We start from the raw sequence: 20,939 nt of genomic DNA on the forward strand, positions 1-20,939 counted from the left end.
CGACGATGAGCTGCTGGGCGCGCTCGAGCCGTGCACCACCGCTGCCCGCGAGACTCCGGCGCGGCGGCCAGCGCGCGCGCACGCCTGACGCTCGACGCGGGGGCCGGCCGCACCGTACCCGTTGACCCTCCATACCTGGCTTCGTCTGTCTAGGGTCACGGGGGTGAGCGTCACTACCAGCTTCCTCGTTCAGGCCTTGATCGCCTTCGTCGGCGTGCTGGTGGTTGCCGGCCTGCTCGCGTGGTCCCTCAAGCAGGATCCACGCTCGCTTCGCAACGGCTTCCTGCTGATCGTTCTGCTGCACTACGTGCTGGGCTTCCTCGTGTTCGTGGTGTCCAGCACGCGTGCCCTGGAGACTGCTGCCGAAGTTGTGTCCTTGATCGTGCGCTGCGTCATCGGCCTCGGGCTGCTGCTGCTCCCGCTGCTGCTCATCGCTGACGGGGTGCTGATGCTGCGCCGGGAGCGCCGGTCGCTGGGGAACGCGCTTTCGCTGCTGACCGGCCTGGCGCTGTTGCTCCTGCCCGCCGTCCTCGTCGTGCTGGTGCGCCACGAGAACCCGGTGACCGGCGGACTGGCTGTGGGCCTACTGACGGCCGAGGCCTGTGCCGGGCTTCTGTTCCTCGTGTTCGTGGTGCACACCGCGCTGTACGCGCGCCTGGCCCGGCGCGCCCCGGCGCGCGCGATCGTCGTGCTGGGCGCCGGCCTGGTGAACGGAGCCGTCTCACCGCTGCTCGCGGCCCGCTTGCGCAGCGCCCTCAATGCGGCCGAAGCACGTGCTCGATCAGGGGAACGGCCTCTCTTCGTGCCCAGCGGCGGGCGTGGCGGGGACGAGCCTGTCGCCGAGGGGGACGCCATGGCTGAGTGGCTGCGCCAGCATGGTGTTGACACTGAGGACATCCTCGTCGAGGACCGCGCTCGCACCACGCGGGAGAACCTGCGCTACAGCGTCGAGCTGTTGCAGGAGAACGGCCACGAAGGGCCGTACGTCATCGTGACCAACAACTACCACGCCCCTCGTGCTGCGATGCTCGCGCGCCGCCTGGGCATCGATGCTCAAGCGATCGGTGCACCGACGGCGCGATATTTCTGGCCCAGCGCGTACCTGCGAGAGTTCGTGGCCGTGATGCTCGAGCACCGACAGCTTCTCACGTGGGCCGGTCTGCTCGTGGTCAGCACGTCGGTCCTGGTCGGATGGTCTTTGCGTGCTGGGGCGGCAGTTCCCGGCTGACCTCGCCGCTGGCCGTGGGCGTGCGGCGCGGCGCTTTGGCGCAGACCGCTCGGTGACGTTGGATGAGACGGGGGTGCGGCGATGGACGTGTGGGTGTGGCCGGCGTACTTCGGTGTGCTCGTCGGGGTGCTCACGTTCGCGCTGCTGCTGGTACCGATCCTGGCGTACCAGTACCGGCGCTACGGGCAGTTCAGCGTTCGTCGGGTCGTGGGCGCGGCCGCAGTGGGCGTGTACGGCACCGCCTTGTTCGCTTACACGCTGCTGCCGTTACCGGCCAGCCGCGGGGACTGGTGCGCAACTGCCGCCGCGGGATCGCAGTGGCGTCCCCTTCACTTCGTCGCCGACATAGCCCAGGCCGGAGCCGGGCCATCGGGGTTGCTGACCAGTCGGGTGACGTTGCAGGTGCTCTTCAACGTCATCCTGTTCGTCCCCTGGGGCCTGATGGTCAGGGGGTTCTGGGGTCGGTCGCTCACCGTGGCGACCGCATCGGGCCTGCTCGTCTCGGCACTGATCGAAGGCACCCAGCTGAGCGGTGTGTGGGGCATCTACCAGTGCGCCTACCGCGTGGCGGACGTAGACGACCTGCTCGCCAACACCCTTGGCGCCCTGCTCGGGGCGGCGCTGGCGCGGTGGGTGCTGTGGTGGGTGCCCTCTCCGCACTCCTTCGACGCCACCCGTCAGCTGCCGCGACCGGTCACGAGCGCACGGCGCTGGCTGGGCATGGCGCTAGACCTGACGACCTTCCATGTCCTCGGCTACACCCTGCTGATCGGATACCGGATGGTGGTCCTGGCCGCGACGGGTCATCTGCCTTCCCGGTCCACGCTTGCCGGGGCGGCGCTCTACACACTGCTGCCGGCGCTGTGCGTGTTCCTCCTGCCCGCATGGGCAGGAGGCAATGGAGCGTCCCTGGGGCAGCGGGCGGTACGGCTGGTTCCGCTCTGGGCGCACGCTCCCTCCCCGGGCCGGCGCCTCGCCCGAGCGGCGGCCATCGCCGGCCCCTACGCGCTGGCGTTGTTCTGCGCGCGCTGGCAGGCCGGGACAGCCCTGGGGGACGCGGCGCAGCTCCTGGCCAACGCTCTCCTGCTGGCCGCCTTCATCGCGGTGCCCCTCACCCAGCAGCGTGGACTCTCCGCGGTGCTCACGGGTGCTCACTTCGACGACGAACGTGCACAGAGCGCCGCACCAGCGCATCTCTTAGCGGAAGGACGACCGACGCGCGAGGCGTGAGGACGTGATGAGACCCGCGCAGCGCCGTTCCGCACCAGGTAGCACGAACGCGTCGTGCGGCGCCTTCACACCCCCTGATCTGCACGCCCTGCGCGAGGCAGTGCGCCTGGAGATCGACGCTTGCACCCTCCGCGGACACGGAGCTGCGCCTCGACGGCATAGGCAAGAACCAGGTGCCAGTCGCTTCCGAGCTCGCGACCGACGCCATTCGCCACGGACTGCCACCCACGATCGTCGAGCTGCACCAGCACGGGGACCACTTCCTGCTCACCGTGGCCGACCACGACCCGAGCAGCGAGCCACTCATCGCCAGCGACCGGCCGCCAGGCGGAAGGGGTTCGGACTGCAGATCGCCAAGCGCCTGTCCGTCGAAGTCGTCTGGTGCCGCCCACATCCGACAAAGGTCATCCGGGCCGAGCTCGTCGCCAGCCACCACCTACCTGCCCAGATGCACCTAAACGATCGTGACGTTTCCGCGCCCACATCACGGATGCAGCAGCAAGCGCTGGGGGAAGCCCCCGCGTCTCGAGGTGACCGTCCGCGTCAGGCCGACAGGTGCGGAGCGGCCACGACGTCCTCGAGGCTGAGCACCTTCATCAGGAACATGACGGGAGGCGAGGCTATGACGGTGAGGGGAACCTCCCGGTACAGGCCGGAGAGGAAGGCCGCGCCGGTGGAGTCCATGAACGTCACGGCGCTCGCGTCAACGATGACCGGCACCCGGCGCTGCACTGCGGTGTGCGCGGCCTCGGCGAGGTCGTCGTCGAGCTCGCAGTCGATCTCTCCGGTCAACGTGATGTGCAGCGCAACCCCGCGCATCTCCCGCCGGATCGCCCCAGCAGTGCCGTCAGGCCCGGCGACGCCCTCACTGCGGTTCACGTCCCTCCCGCCTCTCACCTCGTACTGTCGGGCAGATCGTGCCATGCCGAGGTACCTGCCCGCAGCACCACTGACGACCACGTGTGCTCGAGGAGCAGCTTTCCTCCGCGGGTTCCGTCGGGCCTGGCATGCGGGTGTCTCCACTACCTACTGCAACGGCTTCGCCGTGCATGTCCCTGTCCTCGTCCGGGCGCACGCAGGCGAAACTGCTCCTTGAGACCCGCGGCCGCGCAACTGCGTGCGCGAGGTCGCTGGTGCTAGACCGAGGACACGTGATTCCTTCGTGGACAATGGCGCGGCGTTGCTCGTTGCCCAGGAAGCACCTGGGGCGTGGACAGCGAGAGGACCAGCGGTCTGCCGAGCGCAGCCGGGACGGTGCAGGTCGCGCCGTGCCTCGACGCGGTGCGGGTGACACTGGCGGGCGAAGTCGACCGTCAGCTCGTCGACGACCTGGACGCCGCCGTCGCCGTCATCCGTGCGCTCGGGCTCCCCGTGATGGTCGACGCTCGCGCGGTGACATTCATGGACTCCGCCGGCGCGGCGTTCCTGTCGCGCCTATACCTGCGCGGCGCCGTCACCGTCGCAGCCTCCCGCCCGGTGCAGTTCCTGATCCAGGTCCGGGCATGGAGGAGATGCTCTCCCCGGAGTCGGGGGAATCCTAGGACCCCACCCGCGGCCCAGGACGTCGATCCGGGCCGGCCTCGTCGCCGGAGCCGGGCCGGGCCGGGACCAGCCGTCTTGCCCGGTCCACGCGTGCGTCGCTGACACGTCGCCCGTGCTGGCCCTCGTCGTTGCGCTGCTACGAGAGCCGGCACCAAGGTGCATGGGACGAAGCACGAGGGCCGCAGCGCGGGCCGTCGCACGAGGCGTGCTGAGCGGGTCCTCGTTGGGGTGAAGTGCCGGGTTCAGACACCAGCAGCTGCTGCGGTCGGCGGCGGGTCGGGCGACGCTGACGAGGTGCGTGGCGCACTCAGGGTAGGGCGACGGTGAACCAGACGCTCTTGCCATGCGCTTGAGGGCGCCAGCCCCATTCAGTAGTGAGGCGTTCCAGGAGCTGGATGCCACGCCCGCCGGGCACATGGGGCGGGCGGTGCTTGAGCGTCGGCGGGGTCGGGTTGTCGTCGCTGACGGCGATGGTCAGGGTGTCGTCGTGGCACTGCACGTCGATGTCGATGGGCCCCGTGTTCTGGCCGTACTTCACCGCGTTCGTCACGACCTCGCTGGTCAGGAGTTCGACGAGCTGGACGGTGGAGTCATCGGCGCCGTACGTACGCGCGATACGCCTCGTCCACCGTCGACCGAGCCGAGCCGCCTCACGCTTCGCTGCAACCTGCATGGATCCTCGCTGTCATGGGTACGGAGGGTCCACTGTGCCCGAGCCCTCGCGCGGACGCAGGGTGATTGAAGGCTCGCCTATCCTAGGTGAGCGGTACGCCGCCTGCTGCGGGCGCCTCCCCAGCACGCAAGGAAGCGTCACGGGGCGGTGCGTCGCGTGATCGAGGCACGCACCCGCCGTCTGCGGTGATGCCCCGAGCCTGACGCCGAATCACCGCGTGGTGCGTGTGCCGGTCAGTTCAGGCGTCCCTGACAGGTTGGTCGTGTCCGTGGGCGAGGCGGAGGGTGAACCAGACGGTCTTGCCCGTCGTGGCCGGGTCGATGCCCAGGCGGTGGCGAGGGTGTGGACCCCGTGCAGGCCGCGTCCGGACGGGTCGTTCCGGGTGGGACTGGCGCAGGATCGGCAGCTGCGGGTTCTGGTCGCTGACCGCGACGGTGAACGCTCCGCCTGAGTAGCTGGCGCGTACTTGCACGTATCCGCAGGCGCGTCCATGGAGCACGGCCTTGGTGACGAGCTCGCTCGTGAGCACCTCGATGGTGAAGCTCGCGTCCAGGGACGCCCCGAAGCGGAGCGCATTGATCACCACGTGCTGGCGCGCGTACGTCACGAAGCGCGGGTCGGCCTGCGCGCCGACGTCCGAGCCGTAGCCACCAGCGCCGGGCTGCGGTGCCGGATGCACCGGCGCCGTGAGTCCGCGGTCGAGTGCCAGGCGCAGCGAACCCGCGCAGGCGCGCATCGGTGCGTCCCCGCAGCACAGGCCGAGGTCCGCCGCTTCCGGGTCGTGGGCGCCGGAGCGGCCGGTTCACGGGCACCGCGGCTGGGGGACGCAGCTCAGCAGGTCGCAGGCCGCCCAGTGCCGTGCGAGCTGGTGGACCGTGGTGCCGGTCTGGTCCTGTCGCGTTGCCGGGGCGTCGATCGCCAGGACGAAACGGACGACCTGAGCACCCGGCTCGTTCGCGATGTCCCACGACTCGGCCAGATAAATCATCAAGAGCTGTTCTCGGTCGGACGGGCAGTCGGACGGCAGCACCGCCTGGTCGTCCGAGTGCCGGGTCTGGTGACGGACGGACACGGTCAGTCGACGTCCCAGCGCGTCGGCCACGACGTGGATCGGCCCGCCCGCCGCTCCGTGGACGACGGCGTCGAACACCGCCTCGCTGGTGAGGAGCGCGGCGACCCGGCTCTGCTGCGCTGACGCCCCGCACCGCGTGCTCCGCGACCCGACGTCGGGCCTGTGTGACGAACGACAGCTCTGCGCGCGCGACAAGCTCCATGTCGTGTGGCCCCCCCCGAGCCTGCCCGCAGCGTTCACACCGTCGGCACCCTCAGTCTCACCCGGGAAAGGGCCGGGCGCCTGGTGGCGGCTCGGTAGGCCCCGCAAGCGCCCGTCCGCACCGCAGACTGAGGGCGCAGGCTTGCGACGCCCGCAGGGAGGTCGGTCCTCGTCTCTGCTCGGCGCGTGCGAGTCAGCCCTCGGCTGCCGGCTTGGGATCGGCAGGTGGGTCGGGAGCGAGGACATCGTCCATCGCGAGCACTTTGAGCAGGAACCTCACCTGCGGTGATGCCCGGACCACGATCGGGACGAGGGTGCAGCACCGGGACAGGAACCAGGCCCCGGTGGAGTCCATGAACGTCACGGCGGTGGCGTCGACCATGACCGGCAGCGCGAGGTCGCGCACCGTCTGAGCGGCTGCGTCCAGGGCGTCACCCAGCTCGCCGTCGATCTCTCCGGTGAGCGTCACGAGGACCGCATCAGCGGTGGGGACGACCCGGACGAACCCGATGGGGCCGTCCGGGTCGGGCGGGTGCGCACCCGGGGACATGTCGTGCCGCCTCTCGTGGCCGAAGCAACAGCGCTGATCCTGCCACGGGACGAGGTGACCAGGGCGCGGCCGGGGTCATGACCTCGGCTCAGGCTGTGAACTGTTGGGTCACCTCGTCAGTTGGCGTGCTCGCGCCGGTCCGCTGGACCTCCGTGGGTCATCGGTTCGGACTGGCAGCGGAAGCGACCTGCGGCGGGTGCAGTGGGTCGGGGTCGATCGCGGCCAGGTAGAGCGTGCGGGCCGGGGTGTGCCGGATCTGGTCGATCAGGACGTGGCAATCGAGCTCGGTGCCGTCGGCTCGCAGCACGGGCAGGGCGAGCGGGGAGCCGAGGACGTGGCTCTGGCCGGTGGTCAGGTGCCGGGTGAAGCCGGCCACGTGCGCGTCGCGGAGCCGTTCGGGGATCAGCACGACGATGCGCCGGCCGACGAGCTCGTCAGGGCTCCAACCCAGTGTCGATGCGAGGGGACCGCTCACGGCGACGATGCGGTTGGTGTCGTCTGCGGCGACCAGCCTGCGCGACGAGCGGCGCACGTCGGCGAGGACCCCCTCGAACTGGATCGCCGCGTCGGGGTCAGTCGCGGAGCGCCTGTGCTCGTCGAAGCGGCCCCGCCACGGCGCCGGGGCGACACCACCGAGCTGGGCGATGATCTGCCCACACGCCCAGTCCCGCACGGCCACGATCTCCGGGAGTCCCGGACGAACCAAAGCACGCCCTTGCCGGGCGAACGCCTCGACCACGTCGAGCGCCTCCTGCAGCGCGGCAACGTCCGCGGACATCCCCTCGGCCACGTCCAGCACGATGTCTCGCGCCTCGTACGAGGAAGTCGACCCCGCCAGGCACCCGTGCGGTGATGCCCCGACGGGAGGGGGTTCATTCGAGGCCTGCGCGGCAAGGACCGCCGACGAGATTCTCCGTCGGGCGCGGTCAGCGGCCGCGAGATCCACGCCGTGCACGGGGTGGCGCACGTGCACGAAGGCGAGCTCGCGCAGCAACGCGTCGTGGTGCTCCAACGCCGCCAGCCACAACCCCACCGGCATCCCCAGCAGCTGCACCGTTCCGCCCGTCCCACGGTCGCCAGCACTGCTCACTCCAACCGCGCTCTCGGGTTCCCACTGCGCGGTGTGCTGCGCAGGACCGATACCGGCGGCTCCGACGGTGAACCACACGGTCTTGCCGTGTTCGTCGACGTCGCTGACGCCATGGGTGTCCGTCACCAACGCGACGAGCCCGAGCCCGCGCCCGGTCGTCGACTCCACGCCGTAGTGCCGTTGCACCGGCAGCGCAGGGTTGAAGTCACGGACCTCGACACGCACGTCACCGGGCCCGATCCGCACGGTGAGGACCAGATCAGTGTGGGCGTGCAGGACGGCGTTCGTCACCAGCTCGGTGCACGCGAGCTCGGCCGCGTCCAGGCACTCGACCCGCCCGGCGGCGGTCAGGACCTCGCGCACCAGGGCCCGCGCGCGCCGGGCGCTGCGCATCTCCCCGGACAGGTGCAGCCTGTGTCCCGACTGCACGTCAGCTGGAGGAGTCGGCACCGCCCCACCCCCACGCACAGACCAGGTGCTGCGGCTGCCGATCTGGCGATCGCCGCCGGCGCCGGGAGCCCTCCATGACGTCACGCACTCCCGCACGCTAACGCGCACCACGGGTGCGCGACGTCCGATCGGCCAAAGACCACCCACCGCTCCGCACGCCGCCCTGCTCGATCCGCAGGTGCCGCCGACGCTCGTCACACCCGGCTTGCGGGGGCGAGGTTCGATCTGGATGCTGGCGCGAGGGGGTGCACATGAGCCCGGACGTGGCGGTGCGCGGCGAGCAGGCGGACCTGCTGCTGGTCGTGCTGCTGCTGCTGACCGCCTTCATCCAGGTCCTGGTCATGGCGATGCCGGCACCGGGCGCGTTCCATGCCGTCGAGGCCGTCTCGCTCCTGTCGCGGTGCGCTGCTGCCGGGTGGTTGCTGGCGACCCGGGGACGTGAACGTCACCCCCGCACGTACGCAGTGATCATCGGTGTCGATGTGCTGATGTTCGTCGTCAGCTTCGCGCTCATCCAGGGCGTGGCGAACGCTGGCATCCCGCTCGCTCTGATGAGCCGGGTCCCGTTCGTCTTCGCCGTGCTGCCCCGGCGACAGGTCCAGGTGCTGACCAGTCTCATCCTCGTCGGCTGCGACGGGGTGCTGCTCTGGCAGGCGGCCCACGGCAACCTGATCACGATCGGGCTCGCCGTACTGTTCACCGCCGTCGTCCTGGTCACCGGGATCACCGTGCGGGTGCTGACCTCCTCCTTCGCCGCCAGCGCCCGCGGCGCACGCGAGCTCGCCGCCCAGCTCGAGCACGCCGCGCTGCACGACCCCCTCACCGGGCTGGCCAACCGCACCCTGTACACCGACCGGCTCGAGCACGCCGTTGCCCACGCCCATCGCACCGGCCGTGACGTCGCGGTGCTCCTGGTCGACCTCGACCACTTCAAGGACGTCAACGACACCCACGGCCACGCGACCGGTGACGCGCTCCTGGCAGCCGTCGCGGACCGGCTGCGCGCCACGGTGCGGGCCGGAGACACCGTCGCCCGGCTCGGCGGCGACGAGTTCGTCGTCGTCCTCGACGACATCGCCGACCCCGCTGATGCCCTCGCCACCGCCCGGCACCTGCGCGACGCCCTGATCGGGCCGATCACCGCCGATGGTGTGCAGCTGCGCTGCAGCGCCAGCATCGGCGTCGCGTTCGCCCGTGCCCGCGGGCACGAGCTCGGCAAGGTGCTCCGCGAGGCCGACGTGGCGATGTACCGGGCCAAGGCACAAGGCCCCGGGCACCTCGAGGTGTTCGACACCACCCCCGACCTCCCGACCGCGCTCCCCCGACGCGCCGTCGACACCTCCTGACCACCCGGAGGTGTGGCAGCGCCGGACCCGGGCCTGAGCCAGGTCAGGGCTGGGTGTGCTCGCTGCGCCACGCCATCGTGCTGGCTGAGCGGGGTCGGGCGAGCAGGAAACCGGTGGCGGCGTTCGCGCCGGCCGTAGTGACGGCGTCGAGCTGTGCCGGGGTCTCGATACCTTCGGCGATGACCTGGGCGCCGAGGGCGTGGGCGAGGCTGACGATCCCGGCGAGCAGGGTGTCCCCGGTGCGTGTGCCGGACGCAGCGACGAAGGAACGGTCGATCTTCACCACGTCGACCGGTGTGCGGGCGAGCCGCGAGAGCGAGCTGAACCCGGTGCCGAAGTCGTCGATCGCGACCGCGACGCCCAGGTCACGGACTGCTCTCAGGTTCGCCACGAGGCGCCCGTCGTCCGCGGTGGACTCGGTCACCTCGATGCCGAACCTTTCCGCCGGGACGCCTGCCGCAGACAGGTGGTGCTCGAGGAGACGGGCGAGTCCGGGCAGGGCGAGCTGGCGCGGGGAGACGTTCACCCAGACCCGCACTCCGGGAACGTGCGCCCATCGGGCGGCCTGGCGAGTCGCCGCGGCGATGATGTGCTCCCCGACGGACAGGATGAGCCCGGACTCCTCGGCGACGGGAATGAAGTCCAGTGGTGGCACGCCACCCCATGCGGGGTGACGCCAGCGAGCGAGCGCCTCGACGTGAGCGACGTGCCACGTCCGCAGGTCGAACGCCGGTTGGAAGTGCAGTCCCAGCTCGTCCTGGTTCTCGAGGGCTCGGCGCAGGTGGTGCTGGATGTCCAGTCGTCGCGCGGTCCTGTTGTGGAGCGCCTGGTCGAACCAGGCGTACCCGTCGCGACCGGCGTCCTTGGCCCGGTGCAGGGCGGCGTCAGCGTTGCGCAGCAGCGTGTCGATGTCGCCCCCGTGCGCCGCCCGTGCGATCCCGACGCTCGCCGTGATCGACAGCTGGGTCGATCTGGTGGTGATGTGATCGGTCCCCGTGGTCACGACCCGACGTGCGAGGCCTTCCCCGCACTCGGCCGAGCAGTCGGGAACGACGACAACGAACTCATCGCCTCCGAAACGCGCGAGGAGTCCCCCCTCGGGCAGAAGATCGTTCAGGCGCCGTCCCACGGCGGCGAGGACCTCGTCGCCGACGACGTGCCCGAGGGTGTCGTTGACGAGCTTGAACTGGTCCAGGTCGATGAACAGCAGCGCCAGTGGCGAGCCTGGCCGTCGGGTCTGGATGTCGGCGACCTCCCGGAGCAGACCCCACCGGTTCAGCAACCCGGTGACCTCGTCATGGGTGGCTTGGACGGTCAGCTCCCGCTGCGCCGCCTCAGCCGTGGCGCGCGCTGCTCGTTCGCTCACCAGCAGCCGCTCGCGCTCCGCTTGGGCGGCGTGGCGATCGCTGATGTCGCGGAAGTACACCCCCATGCCCTGCCCCGACAACGGGAACGCACGCACTTCGAACCGCAGACCGGTTCCCTCGTAGTACCCCTCGAACTCCACCGGCGCACCGGTACGCATCAGCGTCCGGTAGCGCTCCTCGAAGATCGTCTCGCGCACCGACGGGAAGACCTCCCACAGATCCCGCCCGATCACCTGCGACCCGTCGAGTCGCAGCAGGTGCTCCGCGCGGCGATTGAGATAGGTCAGCGCCCAGTGCCGGTCGACCGCGACATAGGCATCGCTGATCGACTCCAGGATGTCCATCACGGTCTCAGCCGCGCGCTGGGCCTCACCAGCTCGCTCCACGGCATCCACGTAGTGCGAAACGTCTCGGACGAGGACGATCGCTCTACCGGTACCGACGATCGCGGAGGAGAGCTCCACCGGGAACGTCGAACCATCTGCGCGCCTCGCGCGCAGCTCGCCGTGGAAGAAGCCCTCGGCGTTGCGCACCGCGATCGCGTCGATCCACCGATCATCGCCCGTGTCAATCAAGCCGACCCGGCCAACACGGCGCAGCTCCGCCTCGTCACGTCCGAGCATCCGGCACGCCGCCGGGTTCGCCGACAGAATCGCACCCGACGGGTCGGTGAACAGCACCCCGGCCGAGCTCCGCTCCAGCAATGCACCATAGGCCTCAGCCCTGACCGTCCACGCGCCCGGCGAATCAACAACAGGCACGCGTCGCTCCGGTTCACCCGGGCGCGCCCCGCCCGTCCCCTTAGCAGCACCCAGCACGTCGACCCCCCAGTCGCAACGCGTCCGACGCCCCGAGCGTAAGCGCAGACTCCGAGCGCATCAGCGCCGTGTGCAACGAACTCGCTGAACGCCGCCACTCTCTGGCCCACCAGGCCGTGCGACCGGCTTCGGGCTCTTGGGCGCATCGGGTGTTCGAGCGACACGAACACCGCCCCTGGGCAGCTAACGGCTCGGTGAGGTGGAGTCCCTTGTGAGGGACGTTGCCGACCGCCTCGCCGACCTTGCGCGGCTCGGGGAAGAGCCGGTCCGGACCTCCTCGTAGGTCGCTGCGCCCTGGCGGACCTCGGCCTGGCGATCGGGGTAGCGGCCGACGCGGTCCGCAGAAATGGCCTCGGTCAGGGCCACGACGGTCACACGCCGGAGCGCAAGAATGCGCCTCCGAAGCCCGAGGCAGGATCGTCGAAGCCGCACGCCGGCGAGGGCATCTGAGGCATGCCCGTCATGGCGATCTCGACCCACCCTTATGTCATATCTTGACGCGATGAGTGACGCTGAGACCGATCTAGGGCGCGTCTCCCAACCTCCTCTGTAGTTGCCGGGGATGCTGTGCGGGTGTCTTGTCGTGCGGTATCGACCGATGCTCAATGGGAGCGAATCGCTCCGCTGCTGCCCTCGGACGCGGGGAAGCCTGGTCGCCGGTTCCGCGATCATCGGCAGGTGGTGGAGGGCATCGTCTACCGGTACCGGACGGGCGTCGCCTGGCGGGACCTGCCGACGGAGTTCGGTCCGTGGCAGACGGTCTGGAAGCGTCACGCCCGGTTCGCCCGGGACGGGACTTGGGACCACGTCTTGACCCGGCTGCTTGCGCAGGCTGACGCGGCCTGACGCGGCCGGGGCCATCGACTGGGCGGTGTCGATCGACTCGACGATCAACCGGACACATCAGCACGCCGCGACGCTGCCGCACGACACGGGGAGCCGACGCGAATCACAAAAGTCAGATATCCGAGCCGGCTGACGACGCGATCGGCCGGTCCCGAGGCGGACTGTCCACGAAGATCCATCACGCCGTCGACGGGCGAGGCCGGCCGCTGGCCGTCCTGGTCGGACCGGGGCAAGGCGGAGATGCACCGATGTGCCTGCCCGTGCTCGATGCGATCCACGTCCCACGCTTGGGCCCTGGGCGTCCTCGCACTCGGCCGGACTCGGTGCTGGCGGACAAGGCGTACTCCTCGCGGGCCATCCGCGCCCAGCTGCGCCGCCGCGGGATCCGTGCGGTCATCCCCGAGCCACGCGACCAGCAAGGACATCGCAAACGGCGCGGCTCCCGCGGCGGGCGACCTGTCACTGACGACATCGACGCCTACCGTGGCCGCAACGTCGTCGAACGGTCCTTCAACGCCCTCAAGCACTGGCGGGGACTGCCCACCCGCTACGACAAACTCGCCTTGACCTACCGCGGCGGTGCCGTGCTCGCCGCAATCCTCGCCTGGCTCCGCACACCCCCTCGAGACATGCCGTAGAGGCCCGTTTTCGCGCATCTACGATCACCGGATGACTCCTGTTCTCGCGGTCCGAAGCGCCGTGGTCGGCGATGCCCATCAGATGGCTCGCGTGCACGTCGACTCCTGGCGGCAGACCTACCGGGGCCTCATGTCGGACTCCGTCCTGGACGACCCGGAACTCCTCCACACCCGCAAACGCTTCTGGACCGGCGCCCTCACCGATGAGCGCTACAGCAGCAACCGGGTCGCAGTGGCCGAGCGCAACGGCGCCGTGATCGGCATCGCGATGTCCGGCCCCAGCCAGGACCCGGATGCCACCTGGACCTCTCAACTGTTCGTGCTCTACGTCGATGCCGCCCACCACGGCTCAGGCGCAGGACCGGCTCTGCTGAACGCCGTCCTGCACCTACACGAAGCGGCCGCTGTCTGGGTTGCGGACCCCAATCCTCGCGCCCAAGCCTTCTACCGCAAGCACGGCTTCACGCCCGACGGCCACAGCAAGGCGGGGCCCTACGTGCAGGAGCTCCGGCTCCTGCGCGGCCCGGGGACCGCGTGACCTGCCCGCCCACCGCCGCTCGCACCCTCCGGGCAGGCAGGCCGTGTTCCCCGCTCCGCACGATTGAGAGACACGTCCTAGTTGACACAGACGCGGAAGCGCGCACGAGAGCGAGCGTTTAGCGCCTCCACGACGCCGCGCACTGGAGGAAGACTCTGCGGTCGGCACCGCAGGCATCGTCCGGGACTCGCTCCATGACCCCGATTCAGGAAGCGCTCACACTCCTGGACGTCGCGCTCGATGCGGAAGCCTCGGCGCAGAGCCTCGCTCACGCGGCGGGGGAGGTCGCGCGTGAACCAACGCGACGCTCGCGACCGTGCGCGTGCGCACGGTGGTGGCCACCGTGTTCCGCGCGCCGAAGCCGACGACCGCTCGCGAGGCCTTGCCCGCATCCCCTGCCGAACCGAGGCGGACTCAGCGGACGTCGACCTACCCATTCTCAGCGTGCCCCCTCGTCGGTGGCCAGACCAGACTCCGGTCACGACATCGGCAGCCGCCTCGCATCCGCGAGAGCTGCCACGCTCCGTGCCACCAGCACGCCATGGCATGCCGAGCGATCACGCAACGCGAGGCACGCCCGCGCTCCCCTCATTGCACGACCGCTTCGCGTTCCTGCAGTCCGGCGAACTTGCAGCCGCTCCCCCGCCCACGTCGCGGCGTGCTGGCCTTGTCTGGCCTGGTAAACGCTTGCACTGTTCCGCTTCGCAGATGTCCTTATGGTGGGGCGTGGGCTCATACATCAGCAGTCGAGGCAGTGTTGTGCGGTGACCGGTTCACGGTCGGAGGCGCCTGAGGGGGCGGCGTCCTGCGATGAGCACGACAGCGGGGCGGCTGCGGGCGGAGCACAGCTTCGCGCCGTCTATCAACCGATCGTAGATCTGCGTAGCGGGCGCCCGGTGGCCGTCGAAGGCCTTGTCCGGGGGGCACGTCACGGGCTGACCGTCTCCCCGGCCGAGCTCTTCGCCGAGGCAGGGCGGTCGGGCCCTGCGGCAGTGGTGCGCCTGGACGAGGCGTGCATGCGGTGCGTGATCGGGTCCGCGTCCGACCTGGGGGCCGACGCGACGCTCTTCGTCAACGTGGAGCCGGCAACCCTGGCAACGCTGTCGCGCAGGGCATTGGCGGAGATGGCGGCCTTGTTGGCGCCGACGGTGCACGTGGTGGTCGAGGTGACGGAACGTGACCTGCTGCGGCAGCCGGCGGCGCTCCTCGCTGGCGTGGAGCGGGTCCGCGAGCTGGGCTGGCGGGTGGCCGTCGACGACGTGGGAGCCGAGCCGGACGCGCTGGCACTGGTGCCGTTCCTGCGTCCTGACGTGATCAAGCTGGACTTGGCTCTGGTCCGCGCCCGACCCACGCTTGAGGTGGCGACCATCGTCAACGCCGTCAACGCCGAGGCGCAGCGCTCGGGCGCGCTCGTGCTGGCGGAGGGCATCGAGACCGCGGAGCACCTGCAGCGCGCCCTGAGCCTGGGAGCCAGGCTTGGGCAGGGATGGCACTTTGCCCACCCAGGTCCGCTCCCCCAGCAATGGGACGCTGCTCTGCGGCTGCCCGCTGCACGGCCGCGGCAGCCGTCGGCGACAACTGCCTTCCAGCTGATCAGCAGCACCGTGCCTGCTCAGCTGACCACTCCTGCGCTGCTGGCGCCACTGACTCGGCAGGTGGAACGGCAGGCGATGCTGTTGGACGACATGGCTGTGGTGCTGGCCTCGTTCCAGCACGTCCGCTTCCTCACCCCCGCCACCCTCCGCCGCTACCAGTCGTTGGCCCAGGTCACCGCCCTGACCGCTGTTCTGGCCCCAGGCGTCCCGGACGAACCCGCACCTGGCGTGCGAGGCACCGCTCTTCGCGAAGACGATCCCCTGGCGCAGGAGTGGGTCGTCACGGTGATTTCCCCGCACTTCGCCGCCGCGCTCGCCGCCCGGGAGGTCAGCGTGCCGAAGGGCGTCCGGTCAGACGGACTGCTCGACTGCTCAGCGGCCGCCGCGGTCCCAGGCACGGAGCAGCGCCGCCTGGAGTATGTGCTGACCTACGACCGGGACCAGGTCATCGCGGCGGCCGGCTTGCTGATGTCCAAGGTGTCGGCGCGCCCCCTTGCCGACCCGCGGCCGGGTCAGCGCCCGGGCCCTGGACCTGCTCGTGAGCCGCACGCATCTTCGCCAGCGGGCCGGGGAGCAGACGGGGCCTCACCCCCCGGTGCAGCCCCGAAGGGCCGGGACCCGGCCGCATCGTTGCTGGGTGTGCCCCCGGCCGAGCTGCCTGCTCTGTTGACGCGGGCGATCTCCACCGCCAGCAACGGGATCGTCATCGCCGACGCCCAGGCTGCCGACATGCCGCTGGTCTACGTCAATGCAGCGTTCGAGCAGATGACCGGCTACACCCAGCACGAGGTCCTGGGGAAGAACTGCCGCCTGCTACAGGGGCCAGCCACCGATCACGCCATGGCGCGGATCGTCGCCCGCCGCCTGCTCGCCGGGAGCGCTGTGCAGGCGACGCTGCTGAACTACCGCCGCGACGGCACCACGTTCTGGAATGAGATCACTATCAGCCCCGTCCACGACGCCACCGGCGCCCTGACCCACTTCATCGGCAACCAGGTCGACGCCAGCGACCGCATCGACCGTCATGAACGCGCCACGTACCTCGCTCATCACGACCCCTTGACGGGATTGTCCAGCAGAGCGCGCGTACTCGAAGCCCTGGAAGCGGAACTTTCTCGCAGCGCCCGGTCAGGAGCAGGCGTCGCGGTGGTCTTCATCGACCTCGACCGCTTCAAGGACATCAACGACGGCTTCGGTCACGCCGCAGGCGACCAAGCGCTCATCATCGCGGCGCACCGGCTGCGGTCCGTTGTGCGCTCGGGTGACCTGCTCGGGCGTCTCGGCGGTGATGAGTTCCTCCTCGTCATGACAGGTCTGCGAGCGGGCGACGACGAGCCGGTACGGCACGTCGTCGAGCACCTCCACACCTCCCTGGCACCCGCCGTCGAGGTCGTCGGCAGCACGCTCCAGCTCAGCGCCGGAATCGGCTTCGCCGTTTCACCCGGCGACGGCCGTGACGCAGCAGCCCTCCTCGACATCGCTGACGCCCGCATGTACCAAGCCAAACGCGAGGGTCTGCAGAACGGGTAGCTGACCCGACCCAGCGCGAAGATGGTCCCCGATGGAGGCCTCTCCGGCCGCCGCGGTATCGCTCGCTGTACGGCGCGGGTAGTAGCACGTCCACGGGTCGTGATCATCGTGATCGGGCGTTGACCCTTCGTCCGCGAAGTGCCGCGAAGTCCTGGCGAGCCGGACCAGTACGAACGTGACGTCGTACGGGCAACCGCTACAGCGGCGAGACTCCCGACGGCTCCCCCGGTCCGGACACACGCACCGACAGCTCCGCGCGGTCCCGGATGAGGTGCGCCTCGACCGTCGACTCGCTGACGAACGGCCGCGGGGCGATCTCGCGGTTGCGCAGCCCCCGGTCACGAGCGACCCGATCTCGGTCTCGGTCCAAGTCGGGCCTCCGTCGCTCGCCCCCGGACGCGGCCGAGCGGCTCGCAGGCGGCGCCGTCCACACTCCTGGAGCGGTATCCCCGGCGACGTCCCAGCGGTCGAGGGTGCGGTGCGGAGTTCCGACCCCGACCACCCACCGACTGCAGCCGGATGGCCTCTTTCGTGAGGGACGGTCGCAGCCTCGACGAAGGTCGGTCCCGGCGTTCACCCGGTCGGCCCTCTCACCCTGGCGTTGAGGTCGTCGATTCCGCTGGATGGCCTGCGTCTTCAAGTCCGCGTCCCTGGAAATGAGTGATCGTGCACTTCTCGCTTCGCCGCGCCTCCGTAGGTCATCGCCTAGCAGCGTCGTTCGGTGTGGTAACCGTGCTCTTCATTGTGACCGCCGCGACCGGCCTGGGTTTCGGCGAGCTCGAACGTTCCTACAGCGACCGGCTGAAGGCGGCGGAGAAGCATCTCGCGATGGCGGAGGCTGTGCGGTTCCAGATCGCCGACGCCACGGGCTGGCAGGCGCTCGTCGTCGCCGACGCCATGGTCTACGGCCCCGATGCCGCGCTCGCGCCCGGAGCGGTCAACCGCGACGGGATGCTGGCGACCAAGGCCGCCGTCTACACGTGGCTCGATGAGCTCGACACAGCGGGGATGGACGCCGATGAGGCCGACGCGCTCGCGCGCCTGCGGGCCGCGTGGGACGACTACTACACCTGGGACGACGCCGTCGTGGAGTGGATTCGCGACGACACGGCGGCAAGCCACCGTGCGGCTATCGAGTCGATCAACACCGGTGACGCCGGCGCTGCGTACGAGGAGATCCTCGGGGTCGCGGACGAGGTCGACGCGTCGGTGCGTGAACGCATCGTCGAGCTGAGTGAGGCGCGTGAGACGACAGGCCAGCGCTCGTCGCTCGCGATCGGGTCGGGCGCCGGGGCGCTGCTCGTCGCTGTCGTGGCGCTCTCGCTCGTGCTGACGCGCTCGATCGTCCGGCCCGTCCGGGCCGTCGGCTCTGCGCTCGACGCGCTCGCCGTCGGTGACCTCATGACGACCCCAGACGTGCGCTCGCACGACGAGATCGGCCAGATGGCCGCGGCGCTCGGTCGGGCGCAGACCTCTCTGCGGGCAACGCTCGTCGCAGTCGCGGACGCTGCGACGACGGTGGACGGTGCCGCAGTCGCGCTGTCGACGTCGGCGAGCGGTGCTGCTGCAGCGTCCCGCGAGGCCTCCGGAGAAGCGGAGGCTGTCGCTGCTGCCGCCGAGCTGGTGTCGCGCAACGTGCAGGGTGTCGCAGCCGGCGCGGACGAGATGGGCGCCTCGATCCGCGAGATCGCACACAACGCGAACAACGCCGCGAAGATCGCGGGCGAGGCCGTCGAGCAGTCGCGCTCGGCCGCCGCCATCGTGACGGAGCTCGGGCGTAGCTCGGCTGAGATCGGCCAGGTCGTCAAGCTCATCACGAGCATCGCGGAGCAGACCAACCTGTTGGCGCTCAACGCGACGATCGAGGCCGCGCGCGCCGGCGAGGCCGGCAAGGGCTTCGCCGTCGTCGCCGGCGAGGTCAAGGAGCTCGCGCGCGAGTCGGCACAGGCCGCCGAGGACATCGGGGCACGCATCGCGGCCAGCCAGCGCCGGACGGAGTCTGCCGTCGCCGCGATCACCTCCATCGCGGACGTCATCACCGACATCAACGACTACCAGCTGACCATCGCCTCGGCAGTCGAGGAGCAGACCGCAACCACCAACGAGATGGCCCGTTCCGTCGTCGATGCGGCGAGCGGATCCGGGGAGATCGCGGCCCGGGTGACGGCACTGGCGCGCGCCTCCGCCGACTCGTCGGTCGTGCTCGCCGAGATGGGGTCGTCCGTGTCCGAGCTGGCGCGCTTGTCCACGGACCTGCGCAAACGGCTCTCGACGTTCTCCTACTGACGCCCGGTCGCCGCGGCGCGATGGTCACCGTCCAGCGCCAGAGACGGGTCGGCGGCGATCTCCCGTGACGGAGCGCTGCGCGCCTGCAGCGCCGTCTGAGAAGCCGCTCGAAGTTGACTCTCGCCGCGCCTACCTGCGAGTGAGGTCCATACCCGAGGGTTGACGCCCGCCACGAGCGGGATGCGGGCCGGTTCCCGCTTCCTGACGAAAGCCGCTGCGGACATGTCGACTATCGACCACGGCAGCCCAAGCCGGCCGCGCTTCCGAGCGCGGCCAATCGTCCGGCGACCTACAGCCCTGAGGAGGTCGCAACCATGCTCGGCACGTCAGCCTGGTGGGTCCGCGAGCAGGCCCGCCGCGAGCGCGTCGCCCACCTGCGACTCGGCAAGGGCCGCATCCGCTTCTCCCCAGCCCAGGTCGCGGCACTCATCACCAGCGCTACCGTCGAGGTTGTCGAGGATCAGCCGCGGCCGGGACGCAACGTAGCCCGTGAGGACGCAGCCGTTCTCGGAGCGAGCGTCCGGTCGCTCGGCGCACACCGCCGCCGACAGGCGGGCTCTGCTGGCCTCCCGGGCTCCGCGCTCACGGCATCCGGACACCCGTCCCCCGCGGGGACACAGACACCGATCCTCACGTCACCGCAGGTCAGGCCGGTGACGAGGTCGAGGACGTGTCCGATATGCCGCTTTGTCGGGGTTCGAATCCCACTCGGGGCACTGCGTCTGCGCAGGGCAGACCCTGTGACCATGGAGACCACCGGACCGACCCGGGCCGCACCGGCGAGCCGACCTGTCACCCGCGTCCGTGCGTGCCCGAGGGGTCCCGAGCCGATCTCGCGGACATCCGGCTACGCGCCGCCGCACAGCCGGACCGTCTCCTCCTGCAGCACCCTCACCGTGCGCGTGAGGTAGTCGACGATCGCGGCCTGCTCGGAGCTCGTGTAGTCGGCGAACAGGCGCCCCATCGCCGCGCCGAGGTGCCCGTACGCGTCCGCCAGAGCGGGATCGAGGTCCGGGGCGGCGCGGATGACGGCGCGCCGCCGGTCGACCGGATCCGTCTCGCGAACGACATGGTGCCCCCGGCTGAGCCGGGCCACGAGGCTCGTGATCGCGGCCTGCGTCAGCCCCGTGCGCTCGGCCAGCTCGCTCGCGCTGAACGGGCCGTCGCGAGCGATGAGGTCGAGCATCTTCAGGTCCCCCGCCGAGAGGCCGACCTGCGCGGCGACCGCCTGATGGAACAGGACGACGGCGGCGCTGAGCTCGCGCCCCAGGTCGCTGCCGCCGGACGTCTCGTGGGGGCTGGTTGACACGGCGCGCTCCTATTACTTAACTTCGTCGTAGCATTTGCTACACCGGATCTAAGTGAACCAGGGAGGTCCCGATGAGCGCGAACGTAGGAGCCGCCTCGCCCCGGTCGGACGACGAGGGCGTGCTGGCAGTCATGGAGGAGCTGGAGCGGGCGTGGGCCTCCGGCGATGCCGACGGGTTCGGAGCGCTGCACACGGAGGCGTGCAGCTACGTCGCCTTCGACGGCACGGTGATGCGCGGCGCCGAGGGCGTGGCGGACGGGCACCGCGCGCTCTTCACCGGCATCCTGCGCGACTCGCGCCTGGTGACGCAGCACCGCGACGTCCGGTTCGTCACCCCCGAGGCGGCGGTCGTCGTCCAACGCGGGGGGGTCGTCATGTCGTGGCAGCGCGGTCGCACGGCACCGTCCCGGAAGCGGCTGTCGACGAGCACGACGTTGCTCACCTTCACCACCGGCCGGTGGCAGGTCGCTGCGTTCCAGAACACGCGGTTCCGGCCGTGGGCGGAGACGCTCGTCGGCCGCTTGATGACGCGCCGCACGCGCTGACAGGTGGCCGATCGGGCCATCGCACCACACCGGACGGCCCGCTCTCACGGCGACAGGTGCACTCGAACGTCCGGCACTCCGCACC

The 20,939-nt window shown here is 70.4% G+C and carries 15 protein-coding genes and 1 pseudogene; 8 read left to right on the top strand and 8 right to left on the bottom strand.

Annotated features, from left to right (window positions below; genetic code table 11):
• Positions 1-163: 163 nt before the first annotated feature.
• Both NXY84_RS12760 and NXY84_RS12765 read left to right on the top strand, forming a co-directional pair.
• Positions 164-1,228: a YdcF family protein gene (locus NXY84_RS12760; RefSeq protein ID WP_258723460.1), complete on the top strand. Its 1,065-nt coding sequence runs from the start codon at positions 164-166 to the stop codon at positions 1,226-1,228.
• Positions 1,229-1,309: 81 nt separating this feature from the next.
• Positions 1,310-2,458, top strand: a complete 1,149-nt coding sequence (locus tag NXY84_RS12765) for a VanZ family protein (RefSeq protein WP_258723461.1) — start codon at positions 1,310-1,312, stop codon at positions 2,456-2,458.
• Positions 2,459-3,001: 543 nt separating this feature from the next.
• Here the strand turns inward: NXY84_RS12765 and NXY84_RS12770 are convergent.
• The 6 genes from NXY84_RS12770 to NXY84_RS12795 form a co-directional block, all read right to left on the bottom strand.
• Positions 3,002-3,382 carry an STAS domain-containing protein gene (locus NXY84_RS12770; RefSeq protein WP_258723462.1) on the bottom strand — a complete coding sequence of 127 codons (381 nt, stop codon included), beginning with the start codon at positions 3,380-3,382 and terminating at the stop codon, positions 3,002-3,004.
• 925 nt (positions 3,383-4,307) lie between these two features.
• Positions 4,308-4,673, bottom strand: a complete 366-nt coding sequence (locus tag NXY84_RS12775; protein WP_258723463.1) for an ATP-binding protein — start codon at positions 4,671-4,673, stop codon at positions 4,308-4,310.
• A 238-nt stretch (positions 4,674-4,911) separates the two neighbouring features.
• Positions 4,912-5,409 (bottom strand): ATP-binding protein, encoded by a 498-nt coding sequence (locus tag NXY84_RS12780; RefSeq protein WP_258723464.1) that lies wholly within the window; start codon positions 5,407-5,409, stop codon positions 4,912-4,914.
• A 66-nt stretch (positions 5,410-5,475) separates the two neighbouring features.
• Positions 5,476-5,823 carry a hypothetical protein gene (locus tag NXY84_RS12785; RefSeq protein WP_258723465.1) on the bottom strand — a complete coding sequence of 116 codons (348 nt, stop codon included), beginning with the start codon at positions 5,821-5,823 and terminating at the stop codon, positions 5,476-5,478.
• Positions 5,824-6,139: 316 nt separating this feature from the next.
• Positions 6,140-6,496, bottom strand: a complete 357-nt coding sequence (locus NXY84_RS12790; RefSeq protein ID WP_258723466.1) for an STAS domain-containing protein — start codon at positions 6,494-6,496, stop codon at positions 6,140-6,142.
• Positions 6,497-6,653: 157 nt separating this feature from the next.
• Positions 6,654-8,036: a PAS domain S-box protein gene (locus NXY84_RS12795; RefSeq protein ID WP_258723467.1), complete on the bottom strand. Its 1,383-nt coding sequence runs from the start codon at positions 8,034-8,036 to the stop codon at positions 6,654-6,656.
• A gap of 251 nt (positions 8,037-8,287) precedes the next feature.
• Here NXY84_RS12795 and NXY84_RS12800 point away from each other — a divergent pair, with 251 nt between their 5' ends.
• Positions 8,288-9,382 carry a GGDEF domain-containing protein gene (locus NXY84_RS12800; RefSeq protein ID WP_258723468.1) on the top strand — a complete coding sequence of 365 codons (1,095 nt, stop codon included), beginning with the start codon at positions 8,288-8,290 and terminating at the stop codon, positions 9,380-9,382.
• 43 nt (positions 9,383-9,425) lie between these two features.
• On the opposite strand, the gene NXY84_RS12805 is transcribed toward NXY84_RS12800, so the two are convergent.
• On the bottom strand, positions 9,426-11,567 hold the full coding sequence (locus NXY84_RS12805; protein ID WP_309484994.1) for a putative bifunctional diguanylate cyclase/phosphodiesterase: 2,142 nt from the start codon (positions 11,565-11,567) through the stop codon (positions 9,426-9,428).
• A gap of 573 nt (positions 11,568-12,140) precedes the next feature.
• Here NXY84_RS12805 and NXY84_RS12810 point away from each other — a divergent pair.
• From NXY84_RS12810 to NXY84_RS12825, 4 genes and pseudogenes are all read left to right on the top strand, one after another.
• Positions 12,141-13,051, top strand: a pseudogene (locus tag NXY84_RS12810) (IS5 family transposase).
• Positions 13,052-13,082: 31 nt separating this feature from the next.
• Positions 13,083-13,589, top strand: coding sequence for a GNAT family N-acetyltransferase (locus NXY84_RS12815; RefSeq protein ID WP_258723470.1), 507 nt, complete (start codon positions 13,083-13,085; stop codon positions 13,587-13,589).
• Positions 13,590-14,305: 716 nt separating this feature from the next.
• On the top strand, positions 14,306-16,714 hold the full coding sequence (locus NXY84_RS12820; RefSeq protein ID WP_258723471.1) for a diguanylate cyclase domain-containing protein: 2,409 nt from the start codon (positions 14,306-14,308) through the stop codon (positions 16,712-16,714).
• A 660-nt stretch (positions 16,715-17,374) separates the two neighbouring features.
• A complete protein-coding gene (locus NXY84_RS12825) occupies positions 17,375-19,000 on the top strand; it encodes a methyl-accepting chemotaxis protein (RefSeq protein WP_258723472.1) in 1,626 nt (541 codons plus the stop codon).
• A gap of 847 nt (positions 19,001-19,847) precedes the next feature.
• Here the strand turns inward: NXY84_RS12825 and NXY84_RS12830 are convergent.
• Positions 19,848-20,309, bottom strand: coding sequence for a MarR family winged helix-turn-helix transcriptional regulator (locus tag NXY84_RS12830; protein WP_258723473.1), 462 nt, complete (start codon positions 20,307-20,309; stop codon positions 19,848-19,850).
• 71 nt (positions 20,310-20,380) lie between these two features.
• On the opposite strand from NXY84_RS12830, the gene NXY84_RS12835 reads away from it, so the two are divergent.
• Positions 20,381-20,854: an SgcJ/EcaC family oxidoreductase gene (locus tag NXY84_RS12835; protein WP_258723474.1), complete on the top strand. Its 474-nt coding sequence runs from the start codon at positions 20,381-20,383 to the stop codon at positions 20,852-20,854.
• The last annotated feature ends 85 nt before the right edge of the window (positions 20,855-20,939 follow it).

The organism is Cellulomonas sp. NS3 (genome assembly GCF_024757985.1).
GTDB lineage: Bacteria > Actinomycetota > Actinomycetes > Actinomycetales > Cellulomonadaceae > Cellulomonas_A.